At 72.2% G+C, this 22338-nt stretch carries 24 protein-coding genes and 1 tRNA gene; 5 read left to right on the plus strand and 20 right to left on the minus strand.

What is annotated here, in order from left to right; all coding sequences use genetic code 11:
- Positions 1 to 78: 78 nt before the first annotated feature.
- From gcvH to ABZU74_RS19760, 8 genes are all read right to left on the minus strand, one after another.
- Positions 79 to 459 carry a glycine cleavage system protein GcvH gene (gene gcvH, locus ABZU74_RS19725; RefSeq protein ID WP_196926700.1) on the minus strand — a complete coding sequence of 127 codons (381 nt, stop codon included), beginning with the start codon at positions 457 to 459 and terminating at the stop codon, positions 79 to 81.
- 59 nt (positions 460 to 518) lie between these two features.
- Positions 519 to 1535, minus strand: coding sequence for a DUF881 domain-containing protein (locus tag ABZU74_RS19730; protein WP_355425657.1), 1017 nt, complete (start codon positions 1533 to 1535; stop codon positions 519 to 521).
- An 11-nt stretch (positions 1536 to 1546) separates the two neighbouring features.
- Positions 1547 to 1879: a small basic family protein gene (locus ABZU74_RS19735; RefSeq protein ID WP_030327710.1), complete on the minus strand. Its 333-nt coding sequence runs from the start codon at positions 1877 to 1879 to the stop codon at positions 1547 to 1549.
- Complete coding sequence (locus ABZU74_RS19740) at positions 1876 to 2820, minus strand: DUF881 domain-containing protein (RefSeq protein WP_355425660.1); 945 nt, start codon at positions 2818 to 2820, stop codon at positions 1876 to 1878. Before ABZU74_RS19740 ends, ABZU74_RS19735 begins: the two co-directional genes overlap by 4 nt.
- Positions 2817 to 3449, minus strand: a complete 633-nt coding sequence (locus ABZU74_RS19745; RefSeq protein ID WP_355425663.1) for a CDP-alcohol phosphatidyltransferase family protein — start codon at positions 3447 to 3449, stop codon at positions 2817 to 2819. Before ABZU74_RS19745 ends, ABZU74_RS19740 begins: the two co-directional genes overlap by 4 nt.
- Positions 3450 to 3744: 295 nt before the next feature.
- Positions 3745 to 4206, minus strand: a complete 462-nt coding sequence (locus ABZU74_RS19750) for a MarR family transcriptional regulator (RefSeq protein WP_355425727.1) — start codon at positions 4204 to 4206, stop codon at positions 3745 to 3747.
- 56 nt (positions 4207 to 4262) lie between these two features.
- Complete coding sequence (locus ABZU74_RS19755) at positions 4263 to 5435, minus strand: PP2C family protein-serine/threonine phosphatase (protein WP_355425666.1); 1173 nt, start codon at positions 5433 to 5435, stop codon at positions 4263 to 4265.
- A gap of 71 nt (positions 5436 to 5506) precedes the next feature.
- Positions 5507 to 6253: an SAM-dependent methyltransferase gene (locus ABZU74_RS19760; protein ID WP_355425669.1), complete on the minus strand. Its 747-nt coding sequence runs from the start codon at positions 6251 to 6253 to the stop codon at positions 5507 to 5509.
- 113 nt (positions 6254 to 6366) lie between these two features.
- On the opposite strand from ABZU74_RS19760, the gene ABZU74_RS19765 reads away from it, so the two are divergent.
- The 3 genes from ABZU74_RS19765 (at position 6367) to ABZU74_RS19775 (ending at position 8033) form a co-directional block, all read left to right on the plus strand.
- Complete coding sequence (locus ABZU74_RS19765; RefSeq protein ID WP_355425672.1) at positions 6367 to 7248, plus strand: universal stress protein; 882 nt, start codon at positions 6367 to 6369, stop codon at positions 7246 to 7248.
- Positions 7249 to 7347: 99 nt separating this feature from the next.
- Positions 7348 to 7560 carry a phosphatidylethanolamine-binding protein gene (locus ABZU74_RS19770; RefSeq protein ID WP_088989541.1) on the plus strand — a complete coding sequence of 71 codons (213 nt, stop codon included), beginning with the start codon at positions 7348 to 7350 and terminating at the stop codon, positions 7558 to 7560.
- A complete protein-coding gene (locus ABZU74_RS19775; RefSeq protein ID WP_355425675.1) occupies positions 7557 to 8033 on the plus strand; it encodes a hypothetical protein in 477 nt (158 codons plus the stop codon). Before ABZU74_RS19770 ends, ABZU74_RS19775 begins: the two co-directional genes overlap by 4 nt.
- Here ABZU74_RS19775 and ABZU74_RS19780 read toward each other — a convergent pair whose 3' ends face one another.
- Positions 8034 to 8237, minus strand: a complete 204-nt coding sequence (locus ABZU74_RS19780; protein WP_328654239.1) for a hypothetical protein — start codon at positions 8235 to 8237, stop codon at positions 8034 to 8036. It lies immediately after the preceding gene.
- Positions 8238 to 8370: 133 nt separating this feature from the next.
- On the opposite strand from ABZU74_RS19780, the gene ABZU74_RS19785 reads away from it, so the two are divergent.
- The gene (locus tag ABZU74_RS19785) at positions 8371 to 9021 is read left to right on the plus strand and encodes a hypothetical protein (protein WP_355425678.1); all 651 of its coding nucleotides are present in this window, start codon (positions 8371 to 8373) and stop codon (positions 9019 to 9021) included.
- Between the two features lie 5 nt (positions 9022 to 9026).
- Here the strand turns inward: ABZU74_RS19785 and ABZU74_RS19790 are convergent, their stop codons facing one another.
- The 5 genes from ABZU74_RS19790 to ABZU74_RS19810 form a co-directional block, all read right to left on the minus strand.
- A complete protein-coding gene (locus ABZU74_RS19790; protein WP_036410487.1) occupies positions 9027 to 9212 on the minus strand; it encodes a hypothetical protein in 186 nt (61 codons plus the stop codon).
- Positions 9213 to 9285: 73 nt separating this feature from the next.
- Positions 9286 to 10563 carry a hemolysin family protein gene (locus ABZU74_RS19795; RefSeq protein WP_355425681.1) on the minus strand — a complete coding sequence of 426 codons (1278 nt, stop codon included), beginning with the start codon at positions 10561 to 10563 and terminating at the stop codon, positions 9286 to 9288.
- An 80-nt stretch (positions 10564 to 10643) separates the two neighbouring features.
- Entirely contained in the window at positions 10644 to 10841 is a 198-nt protein-coding gene (locus ABZU74_RS19800; protein ID WP_238669770.1) for a hypothetical protein, read from the minus strand.
- 58 nt (positions 10842 to 10899) lie between these two features.
- The gene (locus ABZU74_RS19805; protein ID WP_355425684.1) at positions 10900 to 11640 is read right to left on the minus strand and encodes a hypothetical protein; all 741 of its coding nucleotides are present in this window, start codon (positions 11638 to 11640) and stop codon (positions 10900 to 10902) included.
- 55 nt (positions 11641 to 11695) lie between these two features.
- A complete protein-coding gene (locus tag ABZU74_RS19810) occupies positions 11696 to 12304 on the minus strand; it encodes a TetR family transcriptional regulator (RefSeq protein ID WP_355425687.1) in 609 nt (202 codons plus the stop codon).
- Positions 12305 to 12400: 96 nt separating this feature from the next.
- Here ABZU74_RS19810 and ABZU74_RS19815 point away from each other — a divergent pair, with 96 nt between their 5' ends.
- Positions 12401 to 13441, plus strand: a complete 1041-nt coding sequence (locus ABZU74_RS19815) for an NAD(P)-dependent alcohol dehydrogenase (protein ID WP_355425690.1) — start codon at positions 12401 to 12403, stop codon at positions 13439 to 13441.
- A 27-nt stretch (positions 13442 to 13468) separates the two neighbouring features.
- Here the strand turns inward: ABZU74_RS19815 and selB are convergent, their stop codons facing one another.
- The 6 genes from selB to fdh all read right to left on the minus strand — a co-directional run bounded on the left by selB (position 13469) and on the right by fdh (position 22189).
- Complete coding sequence (selB, locus tag ABZU74_RS19820; RefSeq protein WP_355425693.1) at positions 13469 to 15253, minus strand: selenocysteine-specific translation elongation factor; 1785 nt, start codon at positions 15251 to 15253, stop codon at positions 13469 to 13471.
- A 3-nt stretch (positions 15254 to 15256) separates the two neighbouring features.
- Positions 15257 to 16561: an L-seryl-tRNA(Sec) selenium transferase gene (gene selA, locus ABZU74_RS19825; RefSeq protein WP_355425696.1), complete on the minus strand. Its 1305-nt coding sequence runs from the start codon at positions 16559 to 16561 to the stop codon at positions 15257 to 15259.
- A 23-nt stretch (positions 16562 to 16584) separates the two neighbouring features.
- A tRNA-Sec gene (locus ABZU74_RS19830) sits at positions 16585 to 16680 on the minus strand.
- 13 nt (positions 16681 to 16693) lie between these two features.
- Entirely contained in the window at positions 16694 to 17956 is a 1263-nt protein-coding gene (nrfD, locus tag ABZU74_RS19835; protein ID WP_355425699.1) for an NrfD/PsrC family molybdoenzyme membrane anchor subunit, read from the minus strand.
- Positions 17953 to 18927 carry a 4Fe-4S dicluster domain-containing protein gene (locus ABZU74_RS19840; RefSeq protein ID WP_355425701.1) on the minus strand — a complete coding sequence of 325 codons (975 nt, stop codon included), beginning with the start codon at positions 18925 to 18927 and terminating at the stop codon, positions 17953 to 17955. The genes nrfD and ABZU74_RS19840 overlap by 4 nt, the downstream gene beginning before the upstream one ends.
- Positions 18917 to 22189, minus strand: a complete 3273-nt coding sequence (gene fdh / locus ABZU74_RS19845) for a formate dehydrogenase (RefSeq protein WP_355425729.1) — start codon at positions 22187 to 22189, stop codon at positions 18917 to 18919. Before fdh ends, ABZU74_RS19840 begins: the two co-directional genes overlap by 11 nt.
- Between the last annotated feature and the right edge of the window lie 149 nt (positions 22190 to 22338).

The following is a 22338-nucleotide window of genomic DNA, read 5'->3' on the forward strand; positions in this document are numbered from 1 at the left end:
ACTGGGCGAGCCTAGCCAGCGCCGAAATGCAGGGCAACCGGACGCGCGCAGACATCCCACGCACCGGATCAAGCACACTCAGCCTTCGGTGATCTTCTGATAAGCGGCCGCCGTCAGCAACCCGTCCGTGGCAGTCGGATCATTCGGCGTGATCTCCACCAACCAACCCTCACCGTACGGATCAGTGTTGATCAGCTCAGGCGTGTCACCCAACGCGTCGTTACGCGCCGCCACCGTACCGGCCACCGGCGCGTAGATCTCCGACACACTCTTGGTCGACTCGATCTCACCCAACGAGTCACCGGCCGCGACCACCGCACCCGCCTCGGGCAACTGCACGTACACGATGTCACCGAGCGCGTCCTGCGCGAAGTGGGTGATGCCGACCCGGACCGAAGCCGTGCCGTCACCCGCCACCCACTCATGCTCGGCGGTGTATCGCAGATCCTCGGGAATCACCAGACGCGTCCTTCACCATCGGTGCCCCGGACCACCCGGGTCCGGCGCGGCCGCGCCGGTCAGGAGACCGGACGGGCGTGTTCCAACTTGATCGGCACGTGCAGCGCCGAAACCTCGGCAACCTCACGCTCCCCAAACGTCACGTTACCGCCGCCACCCCGGACCGACGCCACCACCCCACCAGGAATGTTCAACGCCGTACGCATCGTCGCCGGATCACCGATCACCGTGATCGTGTACGGACCCGTCAACCGACGCCCCTCCACCACCAACGACCCGTTGTCACCATCCAGGAAGTACGTCGACGCGATGATCCGCACGGTCGCCCGATCCCCACCGGAGATCTGCATCGCCTCCGCGCCCGCACCACGCAGCTCCTGCACCGCGTCCAACACCCGGTTCGCCGAGATCGGCTTGACCCCAGCGTCGAACTGCACGGTCAACCCCGGCCCCACCGCCGGCAACGTCCCCGCCAGGATGCCCAACTCGTCCGCCCGCCGCGTCGCCTCATCCAACGCCGCCTGCCGACCCTGCTCACCCGATTGCAACTGCCGCTGACTGTCCTCCAGGGCCCGGATGTCCTGCTGCAGACGATTCTCCCGCGCATCCAGATCCGACAGGATCCGCACCAGGTCCTCCTGCCGCGTCGCCCCCAACGTCGGGTCCGTCGACGTCGTCTTCAACTGCACGACCAACGTGAAACCCAGCAACGCCAACAGCGCCGCGATCATCACCCCGGCCGTACTCAACCGGGACCGACCAGCCGCCACCGGCGCCGCCGACTCCCCCACCGGCTCGGCCAACCCGTCCGAGCTCGCCACCGGCTCCCCCGACCGCGACACCACGTTCAGGTCCACCGTCGCACCGTCGTCGACCGGCTCCACACCCGGCTCCGCCGCAGGCTCATCATCATCCGACGGCCGCGGCTGCGCGGGCGCCTCCGGCGCCAACGGACTCAACTCGTCCGGATCCGGCGCATCCGGCCGCGGATCCGGCTCACCCGCCGGCCCACCCGGCCGCACCGGACCCGCCGGCTGCGGCCACCCGGTCCCCGTGTCGGTCTGCTCGTCACTCATCGCAACCCAACCTACGCCCGGAACAGGTGCCGACGGATCGCCGCCACGTTGCCGAAGATACGCACACCCAGCACAACCACCACACCGGTGGACAACTGCCCGCCCACCCCCAACTGGTCACCCAGATACACGATCAGACCAGCGACCAGCACGTTCGAGATGAACGACACCACGAATTGCTTGTCGTCGAAGATGCGGTCCAACCGGGCCCGCACCCCACCGAACACCGCGTCCAACGCGGCCACCACCGCGATCGGCAGGTACGGCTGCAACGCCGCCGGCACCGTGGGATCAAGCCACACGCCCAGCACCACACCGGCGAGCAACGCCAGCACCGCGATCATCGGCCACCTCCGGAGGGGCTAACAGTCGTCGCCGGACCGGACGACCCGGGACTGCCGGACCGGACACCCGACGCGGAAGGGCTCGGACTGACCGACGGCTTGGCGTAGCGTAGCTGCGGCTCCGGCGCCGCCGGCAACGTGAGGTCGTCCGACTCCCGCACACCGAACGACAACCCGGTCTTCTGCGCGACCTCCCGCATCAGCGCCGCGTTGCGGCTGTCCTCGAACTTGCGCCGCATCGAACCCGGCCCAATCGCCGACACCTCGTACGGCCCGGTCACCGGCCGGAAATCCACAAGCATCGCCTCACCCGCCGACCGGATCGTCGACGTCGACGTCAACCGCTGCCCGTTGATGGCGATCGCCTCCGCGCCCGCACTCCACAACGCGTTCGCCACCCCCTGCAGGTCGCTGTAGAGCACCCGCGGCGGCCCAGCGCCGGCACCGGTCACCGCGTCCGCGTTGTCCGGCGCGTCCGCCAACCGCACCACCACACCATCACCACGCACCCGACCCAGCCCGGTGCTCGCCTCCAGGTTGCGCAGCCGGGCGGCGGCCGACCCGCTCAACGCCGCGTCCCGCTGCCGACTGACCTCCTCGCGCAGCTGGTCCGCCCGGGTAGACAACCGATCGGTCTGGCTCTCCCGCTCCTTGATCTGCGCCACCAGACCCGAGCGGGCCTGACTGCGACCCGGCTCGTCCGCCATCGTCTGCCGGTACGCGACAGCGAACAGGAAACCGAGCATCACCACCACGACCAGGCTCACCGACCGCGCCGGCACGGCCCGCCACCCGTGCGCCGGAGCGGACTCCGCCGAACGCCGACGGGCGGCAGCCGCGTCCGCGTACCCCGGATCCAGCGGGTTGCGAAACAGCTCGGTGAGGAAGTCCGGCGCGTACACCCGGTCCTGGCCGGGTTTTCCCAGCCGCGGGGCGCTCACGCCACCGCTCCCGGGCCGCGCGCCGCGCGCACCAGCCGGGCCGCCTGCACGACGTACATCCCGCCGGCCACCCAGTAGAGGACCAGCCCCCACCAGGCCAACGCCCAACCGATGGCGCTCGCCGCCGTCGCCACGTCGGTCGCCGCGCTTGCCAACAGCAGCACCGGGAACGCCGCGAGCAGCAGGAACGTGGCGGTCTTGCCCACGTAGTGCACCGGCGGCGGCCCGTAGCCGTAGCGCCGCAGCACCGCCAGCGAGGCGAGCAGGAGCGCCTCACGGGCCAGCAGCGCCGCGGTGAACTGCCACGGCACCACCTCCCGCGCGGTGAAGGCGACCAGGGTGGCGAGGATGTAGAGCCGGTCGGCGAGCGGGTCGAGCAACTCGCCCAGGCGGCTCACCTGATGCAGGCGGCGGGCGATCCAGCCGTCGACCCAGTCGGTGGTGCCGCCGATGGCCAGCACCACGACCGCCGCCACGTCGGCCCGCGCCACCAGGAACAGGTAGAGGAAGAGCGGCACACCCAGCAGCCGCCCGAAGCTGATCAGGTTGGGCAGGGTGAGCACCTGGTTGCCGGGAGCCTCGTCACCGGTGTCCCGCGGTTGCTCTGCCCGAGCCGGCCGACGCGACACCGATCCTCCTCCACGGCACGCGGGCCCCCGGCCGACGCCGGGCGCGGCTGAGGGTCGTACGCGCTGTCGGGCCGACCAGCGCCGGCTCTCCCCTGCGGCCCCGGGCGGGGCCCCTTCCCCTGATGCGGCCCGCGATCTCGATGATCGCGGGCCGGGTAGGTGCGCTGCCACTATATCGGGCTTCCTCTCGCTGGCCGGGTGCCGCCGCCGGGCTGTCGGTGCGGCTCTGCCGCACTGTGGCGTGGATCACCACGCCTAAAGCGTCCTAGGATACTAGTGGAAGAGGGGACGACCCTCAGGCCGTCTGCGCGGCGGGATCGGTCTGCTGCTCGGGCACCGAGGTCGCCGCCCGAGCGAACCCGACCAGCGCCAGCAACAGCTCGTGCTGCATACGCGCCGGCATCCGGTCCAGCACCGCCTGCACCGCGCGCTGCCGCCGCTCGGCCAACTCCCCCAACAGGGTCAGCGCCGCGGCGGTCGGCACCAACCGCACCTCACGCCGATCGCGGGGATCGGCCACCCGGCGCAGCAGCCCGGTTGCCTCCAGCCGGTCGCAGAGCCGGCTCGCCGACGAGGGCACCACGTCCAGCAGCTCCGCCAACCCGTTGACGTTGGTCTCCGGTCGACCGCTGATCAGCGTGAGCACCCTCAGCTGGGTGGGCGGCACCTGGTGCCGCGACGCGGCCGATTCCAGCACGGCGATCAACGTCCCGGCGGCCGCGTCGATCGCCGCGGCGAGATCTGCAGGTCGCTCCACCTGATGTCCCCTGCCGTCGTCGCGCTGGTGCCCGCCCGGCAACGCGGCGGCGAACCTCACCCCGTGCTCCGTTCGCCTGGACCATGCCAGTCCAGGCAGACCACGACGGCGTCGTCGCGCAGATCGGAATCCGCGTGATAGGCGTGCAGTTCGCGCATCACCGTACCAACCGCCTCAGCCGGCGGCTGCAGCCGCGTGGCGCGCAGGGACCGAGCCATCATCCGCTGCCCGTACGGCTCCTGACCCGGCGGCTCGGCGGCCCACACCCCGTCGCTGACCACGAAGAGCCGGTCACCGGGGGCGAGTTGCACCTCCTGGAGCTCGTAGCGGGTCTCGGCGAACATGCCCAGCGGCAACTGCTGATCCAGCTTCATCGGCTCGACCGTGGACCCGCGCATCCGCAACAGATGGGGGGAGCCCGCGTCGACCGCCCGCACCCGGCCGACGTGAGTGTCCACCTCGAGCAGCAGGGTGGCCACGTACCGGGCGCCCCGGTGCTGGTAGAAGACCGTGTCCGAGGCCAGCTCGGCCTGTTCCACCAAGCCCCCGCCGGAGCGGCGCGCGTTGCGCATCGCGTTGACCGTGACGGCGGTCAACAGGGACGCGGCCAGTCCGCTGCCCTCGCCGTTGAGCACCGTCACTGTGAGACGGTCGCCGTCGAGCGACCAGTCGAAGTGGTCGCCACCCACTGTGTACGCCGGTTCGAGCTGACCGGCCAACTCGAACGCGTGGTGTGCCACACCGCGGCCGGGCAGCAGGTCCCACTGCATCTCGGCGGCCATCGTCAGTCGTTCCCGACGGCGGGCCCGCCGGTAACGGTCGGTCTCCCGGTCCGCCGCGCGCATCGCTACCGCCAGTGCGCCGGCGATGTCCGTCGCCCGCCCGGTGACCGCCGCATTCGGTACGGTCGGGAACTCGATCAGCAGCACGCCGAGCCGCTCCCCCCACACCGTCAACGGCAGGTAGAGCCGGCACGCGCCCTCGCCGTCGCGTACCGGTTGCTGACTGCTGAAACAGCGCTGCGCCATGGTGTGGCAGGCCAGGAAGCCGCCCGCCGGCAGGTCCGGGTCCAGCACCGGCCAGAGGCCGCTGATCCGGTAGTCGGCGACGAAGACGTCGGTGCGCAGCGCGCCCATCGCCGACCGGATCGCCCGGTCCGCGGCCTCCGCCAACTGATCGGGCGGGGCCTCGCGCAACGCGCGCGACACCACGTCCGGCGCGTCTACCATCGTCGTCCTCCCCAGAAGCTTGCTATAGGGCAAGCATCATACGGACGCCCCCGGACGGACGATCGGCGCGGTCAGTCCGCCGCGCGGGTCGCGAGCACACCGTGGAACGCGTCGGGCACCCGCGCCGGCGGGCCGTCCGGCCGCCACTCGGCGACCGGGACGATCCCGTCCGCTGTCGGCGCCCACCGACCCAGCAGGGGCGCGAACGCCGCCGGTGGACGCATCCGGAACTGCGGGCCCATCATGGCCAGCGCCTGCGGATGACCTGCCAACTCCTCGGTGTCGAAGTCCACAGCGAGCAGGCTGCCCGGCGCGGCGGCAGCGTACAACTCGTCGAGGGTGCGGGTCAGCGTGGCGTCGTCGAGGAACGCGGCCAACCCCAGGAAGACCACGCCGACCGGCCGCCGACCCCACCCCGGCACGAAGCGGTGCAGCTGCGCCGGGTCGACAGTGCCGATGTCGGTCGCGTCGCCGAAGCCGTAGCCGGCCCGGTCGCTGCCGGCGAGGATGCTCTGTCCCAACCGGATGGTGACCGGGTCGACGTCGGTGTAGAGCACCGTCGCGTCGGGGACGACCTCGTGCACGTTGCCCATCGTCGGCACCCCGGCGCCGAACACCAGGAACCCGTCCACGCCCTGCCCGGCCATGGCCCGCACCGCCCGGCCCAGGAACGCCCGCAACTCCCGGAACACCGGCGCGCACGGCCCGTACGCCTGCTCGAACGCGGTCGCGGCGGCCACGTCCACCGGAAAGTGATGCTGCCCGCCGAGCCAGAAGTCGATCATGCGGGCGGTGCTCGGCTGCTCTGGTTCGCCCATCGGCGACGCTCCCCTCCCCGGTCGTCGCCAGCGTACCGACCGGGACAGGCTCAGCGGTATCGCGGCGCGAGGGCGTCCGGGCCCGCGATACTGGCCGCGAGCGGAGGTGGGCGGTGAACTCGGCGAACAACGCGGCGGTGGTGGTCGGCGTCGACGGCTCGGAGTCGGCGCTGCGCGCCGTGCGCCTCGCCGCCACCGAGGCGGCGCGCCGCAACCGACCGCTGCGGGTCGTGCACGGCTTCATCTGGCCGCTGCTGCACGTACCGGTCTCCCCCGCCCCGGAGGCGCCGCCCGGTGGTGGGCTGCGCCACCGGGCCGAGGAACTCGTCAAGGCCGCTGTGCACGAGGCCGAGGTGACAGTGCCCGGCTTGTCGATCTCCGGCGAGATCATCGACGGTGAGGCCGCCGCGGTGCTGGTGGGCGAGTCCCCCACCGCCGCGCTCATCGTGCTCGGTGACCGCGGGCTGGGTGGGTTCTCCGCGCTGGTGGTCGGCTCGGTCGCGGTGCAGGTCGCCGCGTACGCCGACTGCCCGGTGCTGGTCGCGCGCGGCACGCAACGACCCGACGAGCCGGTGCTGGTCGCGGTGGACGGCTCGGACGCCTCCCGGCGGGCGGCGGACTTCGCCGCCGAGACCGCCGTGTCGCGTGACGTGCCGCTGGTGGCGGTGCACGCCTACCGACACCCGGGCAGCAGTGGCCCGGGCGACATGCAACCCCTGGTGTACGACGAGGCGAAGCTGCGCGGTGAGCAGGAGCGGATGCTCGCCGGTTGGCTCAGCGGGCTCACCGAGGACCATCCGGGTCTGCGGTTGACCTGCCGGGCGGTCCACGGTCGACCCGGCAGTGTGCTCGCCGAGGCCTCCCGCTCCGCCCAACTGGCGGTCGTCGGTGGGCGCGGGCGCGGCGAGGTGACCGGGTTGCTGCTGGGGTCGGTGAGTCAGTCGATGCTGCACCACGCCGAGTGCCCGGTCGTCGTGGTCCGCGCGCCCCACTAGCCGGCCGGGGTTGGTCCGCCGCCAGACGGGTAGACCGCCGCGGTACGCCCAGCGGACGGTGGGCAGCACCAGGTGCCCAGACCGACGAAGGAGGCACAGATGCCAGGACCACGGCCGGGCAGTAACGCGTACGACAAGCAGCGGGCGCGGTTGCGCAACGCGATCGACGACTCCGGACGCCGAGTGCCTGACGGCAAGGCCAACCAGGTCGCGAACCGGATCCTGCAGGAGGATCGCGGCCAACGAGGCGTGGTGCGTGGTGACCGGACGTACGGCCCGAAGAGCGAGCGCGAACCGGGCGACCCGAAGTGAGGAGGGTCGACGTGGCCGACGGCGCGATCGCGGGCGCCGTCGGCAGCACCGCGCTGAACGTGGTCAGCTACCTCGACATGGCACTGCGGGGACGGCCGGAGAGCGACGTCCCCCAGGAGACCGTCGACCGGCTGGCCGGGATCGCGCACGTGGACCTGGGGAACGGGGCCCGGGCGGCCAACCGCCGCTCGGGCCTCGGGCCGCTGATCGGCTACGGGCTGGGCGTCGCCGCGGGCGTCGGGTTCGCGCTCTACGCCGGTGGCCGGCGTCAGCCGTTGCCGATGGCCACCGGCCTGCTCGGCGCGGGCGTCATGACCATGACCGACGGGTCGATCACCGTGCTCGGCATCAGCGACCCGCGCACCTGGCGGCGCTCCGACTGGATCTCCGACATCATCCCGCACCTCGCGTACGGACTCGCGGCCGCCGCGACCTGGAACAGGTTGCGGCGGCCGCCAGGTCGCGATCGCTAGTCAGCGGGTGTCGCTGTCGTCCTCGGCCACCGGCTCGCCGGCCGGGCCGTACGGCGACACCTGCCCCTTGGGCACCGGTCGACCGGCGTCCCCGCGCGACGATCCACTGTTGAGCGGGTGCCCCGTCGGCTTCGGCCCCTTGCTGTCCTGGCTGGTGGCGCCCTTGGCGTTGCGCCGGAACTCTTCCTGCTGCGGGTTGACCACGGGTGTCTCCCTTCCGGGTACGGGAGCGGCATCGACCGCCTCCACCGTCGGCATACCCGCCCGCCCCGGTGGCATTCCGGCCGCGGTCGCCGGTACGACGGCTAGCCGGTCCTCAACTGGGTAACCCGTCCGGGTGGGTGATGATCGGAGTGTGGTGCGGGTCCTGCTCGACCGGCGTGGCAGCACGTACGCCGAGGAGGCCGGCATCCGGCTCGCCGACCGGCCGGGGCCGCTGTACCAGTTGCTGGTGCTGACCACGCTGCTGAGCACCCGGATCCGGGCGTGCGTGGCGGTGGACGCCGCGCGGGAGCTGTTCGCCGCCGGCTACCGCACCCCGCAGGCGATGGAGGCGGCCACCTGGCAGCAGCGCGTCGACGCGCTGGGACGCGGCCACTACCGCCGCTACGACGAGCGGACCGCCACCATGCTCGGCACCGGGGCCCGGCTGTGCCTGGACCGCTGGCACGGTGACCTGCGGCGCCTGCACCGGGAGGCCGAGGGTGACCCCGGCGGGCTGCGGAGGCGGCTCACCGAGTTCCCCGGCATCGGCCCCACCGGCGCGGACATCTATCTGCGGGAGGCGCAGACGGTCTGGTCGGACGTGCGTCCGTACGCCGACCGGCGGGCCCTGGCCGGGGCGAAGCGGCTGGGTTTGCCGGGCTCCCCGGACCGGCTCGCCGGTCTCGTGGACGAACCGGACTTCGGTCGGCTCGCCTCAGCGCTGGTCAGGGTCGCGCTGGGCGAGGAGTCCGCCGGTGAGGTAACCCGGGTCGCCGCCCGCTGACCCGTTCACTTGACCGTCTTGTCCCCCGGGCGGGTCAGGTGCCACACCAGCAACGCGGCGAGCAACGCCAGGACCACCACCCCGCCGGAGATGCCACGGCCCTCCTCGGGGCTACGGCCGGCGCTGCCGAAGTAGATCACCGCGAGGCCGGCCAGCACCGTGACGAACGTACGCAACCCTCGGTCCTTCACGTCTGGCACCGTAGGCAGGTCCCGAGCGCCGCTTCACTGATTTGGGCCTTTTGTCATTCTTCCGGGTGAATCGTCAGCGCTCGACGACGAACCCGCAGAGCCGCACCCGACGCACCGCCCGGTCGGCGACCTCCACCACCTGCAGTGTCAGCCCGGGCAGCCGCACCGTCTCACCCGGCCCGTCCGGCAGGTGCCGCAGCCGGGCCAGCACCAGACCCGCAACCGTCGTGTAGTCCCGGGACAACGGAAAACTCAACCGCACCCCCAGGTCGGGCAGGTCGTGCAGCGGGAAGTCGCCGGGCACCAACAGGGACCCGTCCGGTTCCCGGACGACCCCGCGCACGTCCCGGTCGGTCTCGTCGTACAACTCGCCGACCACCTCGGCCAGCAGATCCTCCATGGTGACGATGCCGTCGATACCCCCGTGCTCGTCGACCACCAGGGCCAGTTGCTGATGCTCCTGCCGCAGCTGACGCATCGCGTCGGCCACCGGCAGGGTCACCGGCAGCAGCAACGGTGTGCGGACCCGCTCGCCCACCGGGGCGGTGCCGGCCCGCACCAGGTCGCGGATGTGCACCACCCCGAGCACCTCGTCCAGGCCGCCGGGACCGGTGACGGGAGCACGGGACCGCCCGGCGGCGGCGAGCCTCCGGACCCCCTCGTCGGCGGCCAGCCCGGACGGCAGCGTCGTCACCTCCCGGCGGGCCACCAGGATCTCCCGCAACGTCCGGCCGGCGATGTCGAACGCGCCGGTCAGGATCTCCCGCTGCTGGGCCGACAGGCCACGCTGGCTGGCCAGCATCTCGCGGAGCTCCTCCTCGGTCATCTCCTCCCGGTTGGCCCGCGGGTCACCACCGGCGAGCCGCACGACCGCGTCGGTGGCCCGGCTGAGCAGCCAGACCGCCGGCCGGGACACCCGGGCCAGCAGATCCAACGGACCGGCGCTCAGCAGCGCCCAACGCTCGGCCCGCTGCATGGCCAGCCGCTTCGGGGCCAACTCCCCGAGCACCAGCGTGACGAAGGTCAGCAGCACTGTCACCAGCAGTACCGCGGCGGGACGGGCCGCCCCGCCGAGGAAACCCAACGGGCCGACCAGCGGACCGGCCAGGGACACCGCGGCCGCCGCCGAGGCGAGGAACCCCGCCAGGGTGATGCCGAGCTGAATCGTGGCCAGGTAGCGGTTCGGGTCGCGGGACAGCTGCACCAACCGGTCGCCGGCGCGGCTGCGCCGGCCCAACCGCCGCAACTGCCCCTCGCGCAGGGTCACCAGCGCCATCTCACTGCCGGAGAGGGCGGCGTTGACAAGCACCAGCACGGCCACCAACGCCAACTGCCCGAGCTGACCGCCCATCGCGTACCCCCGTCCGCCGCCTCAGGTCACTCAACCCCAGCGGGGCGCACCACGGGCCCGGTTTGCGACCGCGTCCCCGCTCAGTCGACCTCCAGGTCGTCCAGCGAGATGGCGTGGGTCATCAGCCACCGGGCCAACGCCGACATCCCGAACAGCCACAGCGGCACCGACTCGGTGGGGCCGTTCGTGGCGTAGATGGCGAAACGCAGGTCCGGCGCCCGGTACGCCTCGATCCGCCACTTGTGCTGCCGGTCCCGCCAGACCGCCGAAGGGTCCATGGCGTCACCGTAGGTGACCGTCGTCGGCCTCGGGGCCGGTTGGCCCGGCACCACCGGCTCAACCCGGCACCACAGTCGTTCCGAACATGATTCGCGCGACGGACACCAGCAGCCCGATCCCGACCCCGGCGAGGATCAACCAACCGAAGCCACGCCAGCCCGAGCCCCGGTCGGCGACCGGCGCCGACGGTGGCCGCCAGAGCTCCCGGTACGTCCAGGCGAGCACACCCGCGCCGAAAGGCAGCAGCCCGATCCAGAACCAGAACCATCGGGTACCGGCCAGCGGTGACGCTCCGCCGATCAACCGGGCGAGCCAGAGCAGAGTCGACACACCGGCGAGCAGACCCGCTGTGGTCGCGATCCGCTGCGCCGTGTCGCCGCCGGCGTGCCACGGGTCGGCGACGGCGGCGAGCCGCGCATCCGGCCCGGTCTGCGCCGACCGGTCCGGCCCAGCGGGGTACGACTGCGGGTTGGGCGGTTGCACGGATGCGTACCGGGTCTGACCGCTGGGCAGCGTCCACGCGATCATCCAACCCGGCTGTGCGGGCCGCAGGTCAGGTCGGCTGCCCCAGTACGCGTCGTCGTCGGCCCAGCCATCCGCCCGTTGATAGGTCACCACCCGGCCAGCCGCGATATCCCGGTCGAGCTGAGCCTCGGTCGACTCGCGGGGCTCCGCCCACCACGCCAGAGACGCCCACAGCACCCACAGCACCGGCAGCCCCCAACGCAGCGCCACCGGAACGACGCCCCGCCACCGACCACCGAACGGCCGCGACCGGGACGGGGACACCTCGACCATCAGCCCACCGTCGCATCCCGGCGCAAACGTGTCAGCACCGGATCGGTCGCGGCGGTCAGCCGTGAGGTTGGTCCTGGTCGGTCGGCACAGTGGCTCGTCGGACGCATTCGCGAAGCAGAGCACGACGTCGGGAATGCACGTCGTCGGGTTCCTGACTGCTGGCCGCGTAGACGTTGCTCACCGGCGACCAGGCCATGGACATCGCGATGACCAGGGCCATGATGTCGAACGGGTCACCGCCACGGATCCGCCCGGCGGCCTGGGCCTCGGCGATGGCGGTGAGCTTGCGATCGTCGTAGTGCTGGTGGGTCTCGACCAGGTGTCCGGCGGGCCGGCGTTCCAGCCGCGTCCAGGTCGCGAGCCGGATGAGGTCGGGACGGCGCAGGTATTCGTCGTAGAGGCGAACGGCCCAGTCCGCCAGATCGTCGGCGTCGATGGGCACGACGTTGGTGATGCGCTCCAGCGAGCTGAGGAAGATCGCGTCGAAGAGTCGTTCCTTGTCCCCGAAGTAGGCGTAGAGCTGCGCCTTGTTGGTGCGGGCCGCCGTCACGATGCGTTCGACGCGTGCCCCGGCGATGCCGTGTTGGGCGAACTCCTCGGTGGCGGCGTCCAGGATGCGCTGGTAGGTCGCGGCGCCTCGCGAGGTCAACGGCTGCTCCGGCATGCTCCCACCCTAGCAAAACAGAACGGTTGGTTTGCTTCGGCTCGCCGTCCGACCTACGCTGCAACAGACCGAACAGTCTGTTTAAAGGAGTCGATCATGCGAAGGACCACTGGCTGGCGAGCGACCAGTCCGACGGCGCTGCGGCGTACCCCGATCGAGCGCCGTGACCTACGCCCAGACGACATCGCGGTGCGGGTCGACTACTGCGGGGTCTGCCACAGCGACCTGCACGCCCTGCACGACTACGACCAGCACACCGACGCGCCCCTGGTGCCGGGGCATGAATTCACCGGCGTGGTGACCGGCACCGGCTCCGAGGTGACCGGCTTCTCGATCGGCGACAGCGTCGCGGTGGGCAACATCGTCGACTCCTGCGGCGCCTGCCCCATGTGCGCAGCCGGACAGGAGAACTTCTGCCACTCCTTCCCGACTCTGACCTACGGCGGCACAGACCGGCAGGACGGGTCGACGACCCTGGGTGGCTTCTCCCGCGAATACGTCGTGCGGGACACCTTCGCCTACCCGCTCCCCGCGCGCCTCGACCCGGCCGCGGCCGCCCCGCTGCTGTGCGCCGGCATCACCGTCTGGGAGCCCCTGCGCTCCCACCGCGTCGGCCCAGGCGGTCGCGTCGCCGTGGCCGGGCTCGGCGGCCTGGGCCACCTCGCTGTCAAAATGGCGGTGGCACTCGGCGCTACCACGACCGTGATCAGCCGCAGCCAGGACAAGCGGGACGACGCCCGCCGGCTCGGCGCACACGACCTCGTCGACTCCACCGATCCCCAGCAGATGGCCGCGGCCCGCGACACCTTCGACCTCGTCATCGACACCATCTCCGCACCGCACGACCTGGCCCCGTATCTGAAGCTGGTGACGATGGACGGCACCCTCAGCCTGCTCGGATACCTGGGTCCGGTGACCGTCAAGACCACCGACCTGCTTGTCGGCCGCAAGAAGCTCAGCTCCGCCGGGAGCGGAGGCCGCCGCTCGACAGCTGAGATGCTCCAGTTCTGCGCCGACAACGGCGTCACCGCCGACATCGAGGTACTCATGTCGGCGCAGGTGGGCGCGGCATTCGACCGCCTCCGGCGAAACGACGTCCGCTACCGCTTCGTGCTGGACATGTCCGACCTGGACTGACAGTGGTTGGACAGGTCGCGGCGGCGCTCAGGTGACGACGATCCGGGCGTCGTCGGGCAGTCGGCGGGTCGCGCCCCGTCGGTCCAGCAACTCCAGCAGGGGCACCGCCACCCGTCGGGTGGTGTCCAACGCCTGCCGGGCCGCGGAAAGGGTGAACGGCTGCGGCAGCCCGGCCAACACCCGGACCGCGTCGTCGAGTGCGTCCGGCAGCAGCACCACGTTGTCGGCCAGCCGCAGCAGCGCGCCGGCCCGCACCGCGGCGCCGATCTCCCGGGGGCCCAGACCGAGGTCGACGAGGCGGTCCGCTTCGGGGGCCCGGAACGGCCGGTCGCCGTATTCGGCGCGGACCCGCCGCACGGCCCGCGCCACCGGTTCGGGCAGCGCGTCGGCGCTCGCCGCCCCGACCCGACCGGCGTGGATCCGCAGCGGCGGCCGGACCAGCGCCTCGACAAGCACCCGGTCGGGCAGGGCGAGGCGCTGACGCAGCGCGTCCACCGGCATGCCGGGCTCCAACGGGTGCTCCCGCGCGTGCCGGGCCACCTCCTCGGTCAGCTGCTCACCGAGCCGCCGCCAGTATCCGGGGTCGGCCAACCAGTCACCGGCCACCGGCTCGGCGTATGCCGGCCCATCTTGCACCGGCTCGACCTGCACCGGCACACCCATCCGGACCAACCCGCCGGCCCGGATCAGCCGGCGACGGCGCAACTCCCCGGCCAGGTCGGGCCGACCGTCCAGCTCGGCGAGGACCTGGGCGCGGGCGGCGGCCGCACCCCGTCGGCCCAGCGGTGGAGGTGCCACGTCCAACACCCGCACCCCGCCGCTGACGTGGTGACGGCCCGGGTCCCGCAGCAGCGCCCGGTCACCCACCAGCAACGGCAGCGGGCGGGCCAGCCGCAGCCGGACGGTGTCCGGGCCGAGCGGGCGCACCCGTACCGGCACCGCCGCCGACCCGACGTGCAGGGTGAGGGTGGCCGGCAGGTCGGCGGCCGGGTCGCCGGCGAGCCGGACGTCGACGAGGTCGGTGTGGTGAAACCGGCCCGGGGTGAGCAGCGCGTCGCCCCGGCCGAGCCGGTCGCGGGGCGTACCGCGCAGGTTGACCGCCACCCGGGCGACCGCCGCCGCGTCCGTGCGGGCCTCGCCCAGGGAGTGCAGGCCACGGATCCGGACCGGTTCGTCGGCGCCGGCCAGCTCCAGCTCGTCGCCCACCCGCAACCGGCCGGCGCCGAGGGTGCCGGTGACGACGGTGCCGCTGCCCCGCACGGTGAAGCTGCGGTCCACCCACAGCCGGACCGGGTCGTCCAGCGCCGGCGCGGGCAGTTGGGCGGCGAGCCGGTCCAGGGCGGCCCGCAGCTGCGGCAGACCGGCGCCGGTCAGGCCGCTGACCGCCACCGCCGGCACCGCGCCGAGGCTGGTCGCCGCGATCTCGGCACGCGCGCGGGCCGTCGCCGGCCCCGGGTCGGCCAGGTCCGCGCGGGTCACCGCCAGCAGGCCGTACGCGACACCGAGCGCGTCGAGCGCGGCCAGGTGCTCGGCGGACTGCGGCATCCAGCCCTCGTCGGCGGCCACCACGATCAGCGCCGCCGGGACCGGCCCGACCCCGGCGAGCATGTTCGGCACGAAGCGCTCGTGCCCGGGTACGTCGACGAAGGCGACGGTGCCGCCGGACGGCAGCGTCGTCCAGGCGAAACCCAGGTCGATGGTCATCCCCCGGCGGCGTTCCTCGGCCCACCTGTCGGGTTCCATCCCGGTCAACGCCCGGACCAGTGTCGACTTGCCGTGGTCGACGTGCCCGGCGGTAGCGACGACGAACACGCTTCAGTCGTCCCCGGGTACGCGCAGCACAGCCTCGCGGACGGCCTCGTCGGCGTCGGCGGGCACACACCGCAGGTCGAGCAGGAGCCGGCCGCGCACCACCCGACCGAGGACCGGCGGGTCTCCGGTGCGCAGCGGCGCCGCGTACCGCTCGGGCAGGCTCAACGCCCACGAGTCCAACTCCACCCCGGGGGCGCCGCCGCCGCCGACCACCGCGACGGCCGGCACCACCTCCGCCTTGCGGCCGTCCGCGCCGAGCCGGTCCCGCAGTCGCTCCACCCGTTCGCGTAGGGCGCCGGGGTCGGCGTGCAGCGCCACCCGGGTCGGGGTGTCCGGTTGGCGCACTGTGGCGGCCAGCGCGGCCAGGGTGAGCTTGTCCACCCGCAACGCCCGGGCCAGTGGGTGACGGCGCAGCCGGTCGATCACCTCGACGTCACCCAGCAGCAGCCCCGCCTGGGGCCCGCCGAGCAGTTTGTCGCCGCTGGCGGTGACCAGCGCGGCGCCGGCGCGCAGGGTGCTGGCGGCGTCCGGTTCGTCGGGCAGCAGCGGGTCCGCGCCGAGCAGCCCGGAGCCGATGTCCGCGACCACCGGCACCCCCAGCGTGGCCAGTTGCCGTACGCCGGTGGCAGAGGTGAACCCGGTGACCCGGAAGTTCGACGGGTGCACCTTGAGCACGAAGCCGGTCTGCGGGCCGAGCGCGGCGGCGTAGTCGGCGACTGTGGTGCGGTTGGTGGTGCCCACCTCACGCAGCCGCGCGCCGGTGCTCTCCAACAGGTCGGGTAGGCGGAAACCGTCGCCGATCTCGACCAGCTCGCCCCGGCTGACCACGATCTCCCGGCCGGCGGCCAACGCCGTGGCGGCCAGCACCAGCGCGGCGGCGCCGTTGTTGACCACGTGCACGGCGCCCGCGTCGGGCACGGCGGCGGCCAGCGCATCGAGCGCGGCCCGGCCGCGGCGGGCCCGCCGGCCCGTGGCCAGGTCCAACTCGACGTCGGTGTGCCCGGCGGCGGCCACCACCGCGGCGACCGCGGCGGACGACAACGGCGCCCGGCCCAGGTTGGTGTGCAGCACGACGCCGGTGGCGTTGAGCACCACCCGGGGGCCGGGGGTGGGCAGCGCGGCGACCGCCGCGTCGCGTACCTCGTCGGGGTTGAGCTCACCGCGGCGGGCGCGGTCCTGCGCGCGGGTGACGACCGCCTTGACCTGCTCCCGGCCGAGGGTCTCGGCGGCTGCGGCGAGCACCGGGTCGGCGAGCAGCGTGTCCGTACGGGGCACCCGGCGTCGCGGGTCCACCGGGCCGTCGCCCATCACGTCATCTCCTGCAAGCGGTGTGGCGGAGACGGACGGGAATCGAACCCGCCTGGCCCGGGTCCCGGACCACTCCGGTTTTGAAGACCGGGAGGGGCACCAGCCGCCTGAACGCCTCCACCGGACATTCGATCACACCGCGGGCGGGACCGCCCGATCAGCTGGAAGATCCATGCCGGTTCGCCGGGCTTCGACCCGTTCGCGCTGCGGCACCACCGTGTAGCGGGGGTCGCGGGCCGACGCGACGCCGCCGTAGAAGATGCCGAAGCGGGTCAGCACCGACGCGGCCAGCAGCGCGGTGCCGGAGAGCGCCCCGGCCATCCGGCTGCGCCGGCCCAGCAGAGCGCCGGCCGCCCCGCCGGCGGTCAGCAGCCGCCCGGCGCGCAGCAACCGGCCCGGCCGGCCCAACCGGTAGGGCTCGCTGAGCAGGCCGAGGCGGGTCTCCACCCGGTGCGCGCCGTACAGCTCCAGGGCCGCACCGGCCACCGCCATCCGGCGGGCCGGCCCGGCCTGGGCCGGCGGCGCGGCAAGCAGACCCACGCCGGCGCCGCTGGCCAGCGCGCTGCCCGCGAAGATCACCGGCAACTCGGGGTACGCCTCATGCCACGACGGCACCGCCGTGTCGGCCAGCAGCACCCCGGTGTACGTGGCCAGCGCCGGCGCGGCGCCGGCGGCGAGAAGCCCGGCGGCGTGCCCGATCGGCGGCAATGCCCGACCGGCCAGCCCGAGCAGACCGTGCCGGGGCAGCACACCGGCCGCCTCGGCGATCGCGGCGACGCCCGCCGCCGGCCCGTACGCGGTGAGGATCCAGGTGCCCATCGACATCGGCGACGTCGGCTTGGCCACCCGCAGCATGTGGTGGAACCGCGCCGGCCGACCCAGGTCCTTGACCAGGAAGACGGCGCTGGCGCTGACAGCTGCCAACGCGGTGACCCGACCGGCGCGCCGCAGCGCGGGCCGCCCGGTGAGCTGCCCGCCGGCGGCGAGCAGCGACGAGCCGGCGGCCAGCCCCCCGGTGAACAGGTACGCGGCGATGTCCCACTTCCAGACCGGCGCCTTCAGGACCGGTCGACTGTAGTAGGACGTGAACTGGGCCTCCGGCACCCGCAGTTCCTCGCCCCCGCCGCCGCGCCGCCTGCGCCGCCGGTCGGAGGCTTCGGCGCCCGGCCGCGTGGTCAGATCGCCCCGGCGGCTACCGGCGGTGTCGTTGCCGTTGGCGGTGTCGCTGTCGTTCGGGTGGGCGCCACCGCTCGTGGCCTCCACGCCGCCCGCACGCTCCGCGCCGCCCATGGTGCCGGGTTGCTCGTCGCTCACCCGTGGTCGGAGGCTGCCCTCGGCGGCGAGCCGCTCCCGGAAGCGACGGAACCGGTCGCCCACGGGGCCCGGTGGGGTCATGAGGAACCTCCGACGAACGCGGCGACGGTCGCCGCCGCCATGGCGAGCGCGGCGAGACCGGCGCGTTTCCACATCTTCGGCAGGTCCCGGGTGGTCACCACCGGGTCGGGTGGCAGACCGTACACCTCGGGCTCGTCCAGGAGCAGGAAGAACGCCCCGTCACCACCCACACCGTCGTTCGGATCGTGCCCGTACAGGCGCGCCTCGGGGACCCCCCGGTCGTGCAGCGTCGCCACCCGGGCGGCGGCGCGTTCGCGCAGCTCGTCGAGCGGGCCGTACTGGATCGACTCGGTCGGGCACGCCTGCGCACACGCCGGAGTCATGCCCGCACCCAACCGGTCGTAGCACAGCGTGCACTTCCACGCCCGACCGTCGTCCTTACGCTGATCGATCACCCCGTACGGACACGCCGAGATGCAGTACCCACACCCGTTGCAGATGTCCTCCTGCACCACCACCGTGCCGAACTCCGTGCGGAACAACGAACCCGTCGGACACACGTCCAGGCAGGCCGCATGGGTGCAGTGCTTACAGACGTCCGACATCATCAACCACCGGAAATCCGTACGCTCCTCGACACCCGTGCCCCGGCCCGGTGGCTGCGCCCCCGGCATTCCCAGGAACTGCGGACCCGCCGCCGCGTCGGCCGGTCGGTCCGGGCCGGCGACGACAGGCGCGCCGAGGACGTCCGCCGGCGAGGCGCCATGCCCGGCCGGGCGCGGCTGCTCGATGAACGCCACATGTCGCCACGAGTTCGCTGTCAACGCGCCGGTGTTGTCGTACGACATGCCGAGCAGGTCCAGGCCGCTCTCCGGCACGCCGTTCCACTCCTTGCAGGCCACCTCGCAGGCCTTGCAGCCGATGCAGACGCTGGTGTCGGTGAAGAACCCCATCCGGGGCGGCGCGTTCTCATAACCGGCGTCGGGCGCCGGGTCCAGCGGACCGTACAGACTGTTCGGGTCAGGAAGCACCGTGCTCCTCTCCCTCGCTGTCGGTGGTCACGGCCGGGGCCTGCTGGCCCGGGGTGATCCCGGCGCGCCGCTGGTAGTCGGCCACCAGGTCGAGCAACGCCGGCCCGGTGGGACGTCGGCCCGGCCGCACGTCGCAGGTGCCGACCTTGCTCTCCTGGATCAGCACGTTCGGGTCCAGGCTGATGCCGAACAGGTCGTTGGCCGAGTCACCGGTGACAAGACCCTCGAAACCGAAGTGGTACGGCAACCACACCTGGTGGATGATCCGACCGTCCACCCGCAGAGGGGTGAGCCGGTCGGTCACCAGCACCTTCGCCTCGATCACCGCGCGGCCGCTGACCAGGTGCGCCCAACCCAGATGCGTCAGCCCCACCTCGGCGGCCAGGGCCGGGGACACCTCGACGAACATCTCCGGTTGCAGCTCCGCGAGGGGCGACACCGTCCGGCTCATCCCCCCGGCGGTGTGGTGCTCGGTGAGCCGGCTGACCGTGAACACGTACGGGAACACCTGAACGTGGTCCTGCGGCGGGCTCGGGTTCACCGAGTTCACCGGATGCGCGTACATCTTGCGGGTCGGGTTGGCCTGCTGACCGTAGAGCGGGTTACGCACCGGAGACTCCACCGGCTCGTAGTGTGTCGGCAGCGGCCCGTCCAGGACACCGCTGGGCGCGTACAGCCAGCCCTTGCCGTCGCCCTGCATGACGAACGGGTCGTCGCCGGCGATGCCCTCCGTCCCGGACGCACCGGGTGGCGGCCGGTACGACGGGGGCTTGGTCTTCTCGAAGTCCGGCACGTCGTAACCGGTCCACTCACTCTTGTCCGCGTCCCACCACACGTAGCGCTTGCGCTCACTCCACGGGTTGCCGTCCGGGTCGGCGGAGGCACGGTTGTAGAGGATGCGCCGGTTCGCCGGCCACGCCCAACCCCACTCGGCTGCCACCCAGTCCTGCTCGTGCCGGGACTTGCGCCGGGCGGCCTGGTTCACCCCGTCCGCATACACCCCGCTATAGATCCAACAACCGATCGCTGTGGAGCCGTCCGCGCGGGCCTCGGCGAAACCCGACAGCGGGCGGCCGGTCGTCACGTCGTACCCGTTGATCTCGCGCAGCACCGCCTCGGCGCTCGGCTCCGCGTGCGGACCGTGCGTGGGGTAGTCCCAGGTGAGGTCGAGCAGCGCCCGGTCGCGCGGCAGCGGCGAGTCGGCCAGCTTCTCCCGCAGTTTGCGGCCCAGGTGGTAAAAGAACCACAGCTCGGAGCGGGCGTCACCCGGCGGTTCGACAGCCTTTTCCCGCCACTGCAACAACCGCTGCGTCTGGGTGAACGTGCCCTCCTTCTCCACATGCGACGCGGCGGGCAGGAAGAACACCTCCGTGCGGCATTCCTCCGGCACGATCTCCCCGGTGGCGACCTCGGGACCGTTCTGCCAGAACGTCGCACTCTCGATCATGAACAGGTCGCGGACCACCAACCAGTCGAGGTTGGCCATCCCGAGCCGCTGCGCGCGGCCGTGCGCCGAGCCGACCGCAGGGTTCTGCCCGAGCAGGAAATACCCCTTGATCTTCCCGTCGATCATGTTGAGCACCTGCTGGTACGTGCCATGGTCGCCGGTCAGTCGGGGCAGGTAGCCGTAGCAGAAGTCGTTCTCCGGAGTCGCCGCGTCACCCCAGTACGCCTTGAGCAAACTGGCGGCGAACGACCGCGCGTTACCCCAGAACCCCTTCTGCCCCGGATGGCGGATGCTGTCCACCCACTCGTCGAAGCTCGGGTGCTCGGCGTGGTGCGGCATCGGCAGATAGCCGGGCAGCAGGTTGAACAACGTCGGAATGTCGGTCGAGCCCTGGATGCTGGCGTGGCCGCGAAGCGCCATCACCCCGCCGCCCGGGCGGCCCATGTTGCCCAGCAGCAACTGGATGATCGCGCCGGTGCGGATGTACTGCACACCCACACTGTGCTGCGTCCACCCGACGGAGTAAATCAGCATGCCGGTACGGTCCCGGCCGGAGTTTTCCGTCCACGCCCGCGCCAACTCCAGGAACTGCGCCTGCGAGATGCCGCAGACCCGCTCCACCATCTCCGGGGTGTAGCGGGAGAAGTGTCGCTTGAGGATCTGGTAGACACAGCGCGGATGCTGCAACGTCTCGTCGCGCCGGGTCTGACCGCCCACCGGCGCGCCGTGCGACTCGTGCGTCAACCCCGCGGCGCTGTCCCGCTCCTGGGCGGTGTGCCCACTGCCCGACGAACCCTCGTGCCCCTCGTACTGCCAACTGTCCTGCACGTAGGCGCCGGTCTCAGGGTCGAAGCCGGAGAAGAAGCCGTCGCCGTCCTCGGTGTCGCTGAACTGTTCGCTGACGATCGTCGCCGCGTTGGTGTACGCGAGCACGTACTCCCGGAAATCCAACTCATTGTCCAGGATGTAACGCACCACCCCGCCGAGCAACGCGATGTCCGTGCCCGCCCGGATCGGCAGGTACGTGTCCGCGACCGCACTCGTCCGGGTGAACCGCGGGTCGACGTGGAACACCTTCGCGCCCCGACGCTTGGCCTCCATCACCCACTGGAAACCCACCGGGTGCGCCTCAGCCATGTTCGAACCCTGAATGACGATCACGTCAGCGTTGGCGATGTCCTGCTGGAAATCCGTCGCACCGCCACGACCGAAGCTGGCCCCCAGACCGGGGACGGTGGCGGAGTGTCAAATACGCGCCTGGTTCTCGATCTGCAACGCCCCCATCGCGGTGAACAACTTCTTGATGAGGTAGTTCTCCTCGTTGTCCAGCGTCGCCCCACCCAGACTGGAAATACCCATCGTCCGGTTGAGCGGTCGACCCTGCGCGTCGACGTCCTCCCAGGTCTGCTCGCGAGCGGCGAGGATCCGGTCGGCGATCATGTCGAGCGCGGTGTCGAGTTCCAGATCCTCCCACTGCGTCGAGTACGGGCGGCGGTAGCGGACAGTGGTCTGCCGCAGCGGACTGGTCACCAGGCTCTTACTCGCCGAACCCTTCGGGCAGAGCCGACCCCGCGAGATCGGGCTGTCCGGATCGCCCTCGATCTGACTGACCTGCCCGTCCTTCACGAACACCCGCTGACCACAACCCACAGCGCAGTACGGGCAGACCGAACGGGCGACGCTGTCGGCGTCCTCGGTGCGGGCGGTCAACCCTGCCGAACGGGCGGACTGCGCCGCCGCGCCCCGGCCCAGCGGGTCCGTGCCGGTGAGCTGACGATAGACCGGCCAACCCTCGATAAAGGTCCGCAGACCCAACCCCGACACCCCCTCCCACGCGAGCGACCCTCTGAACATAGGTCAACTGAGGCAGGTTCGCGAACCCGGGAAGCAGACAGCGCCGCCCCCGGCTGGTGGGCCGGGGGCGGCGCTGGTGTCGGTGTGCAGGTCGACTCTCGGCGAGTGGC

Source organism: Micromonospora sp. NPDC005171, assembly GCF_040608575.1.
Taxonomy (GTDB): Bacteria; Actinomycetota; Actinomycetes; order Mycobacteriales; family Micromonosporaceae; genus Micromonospora.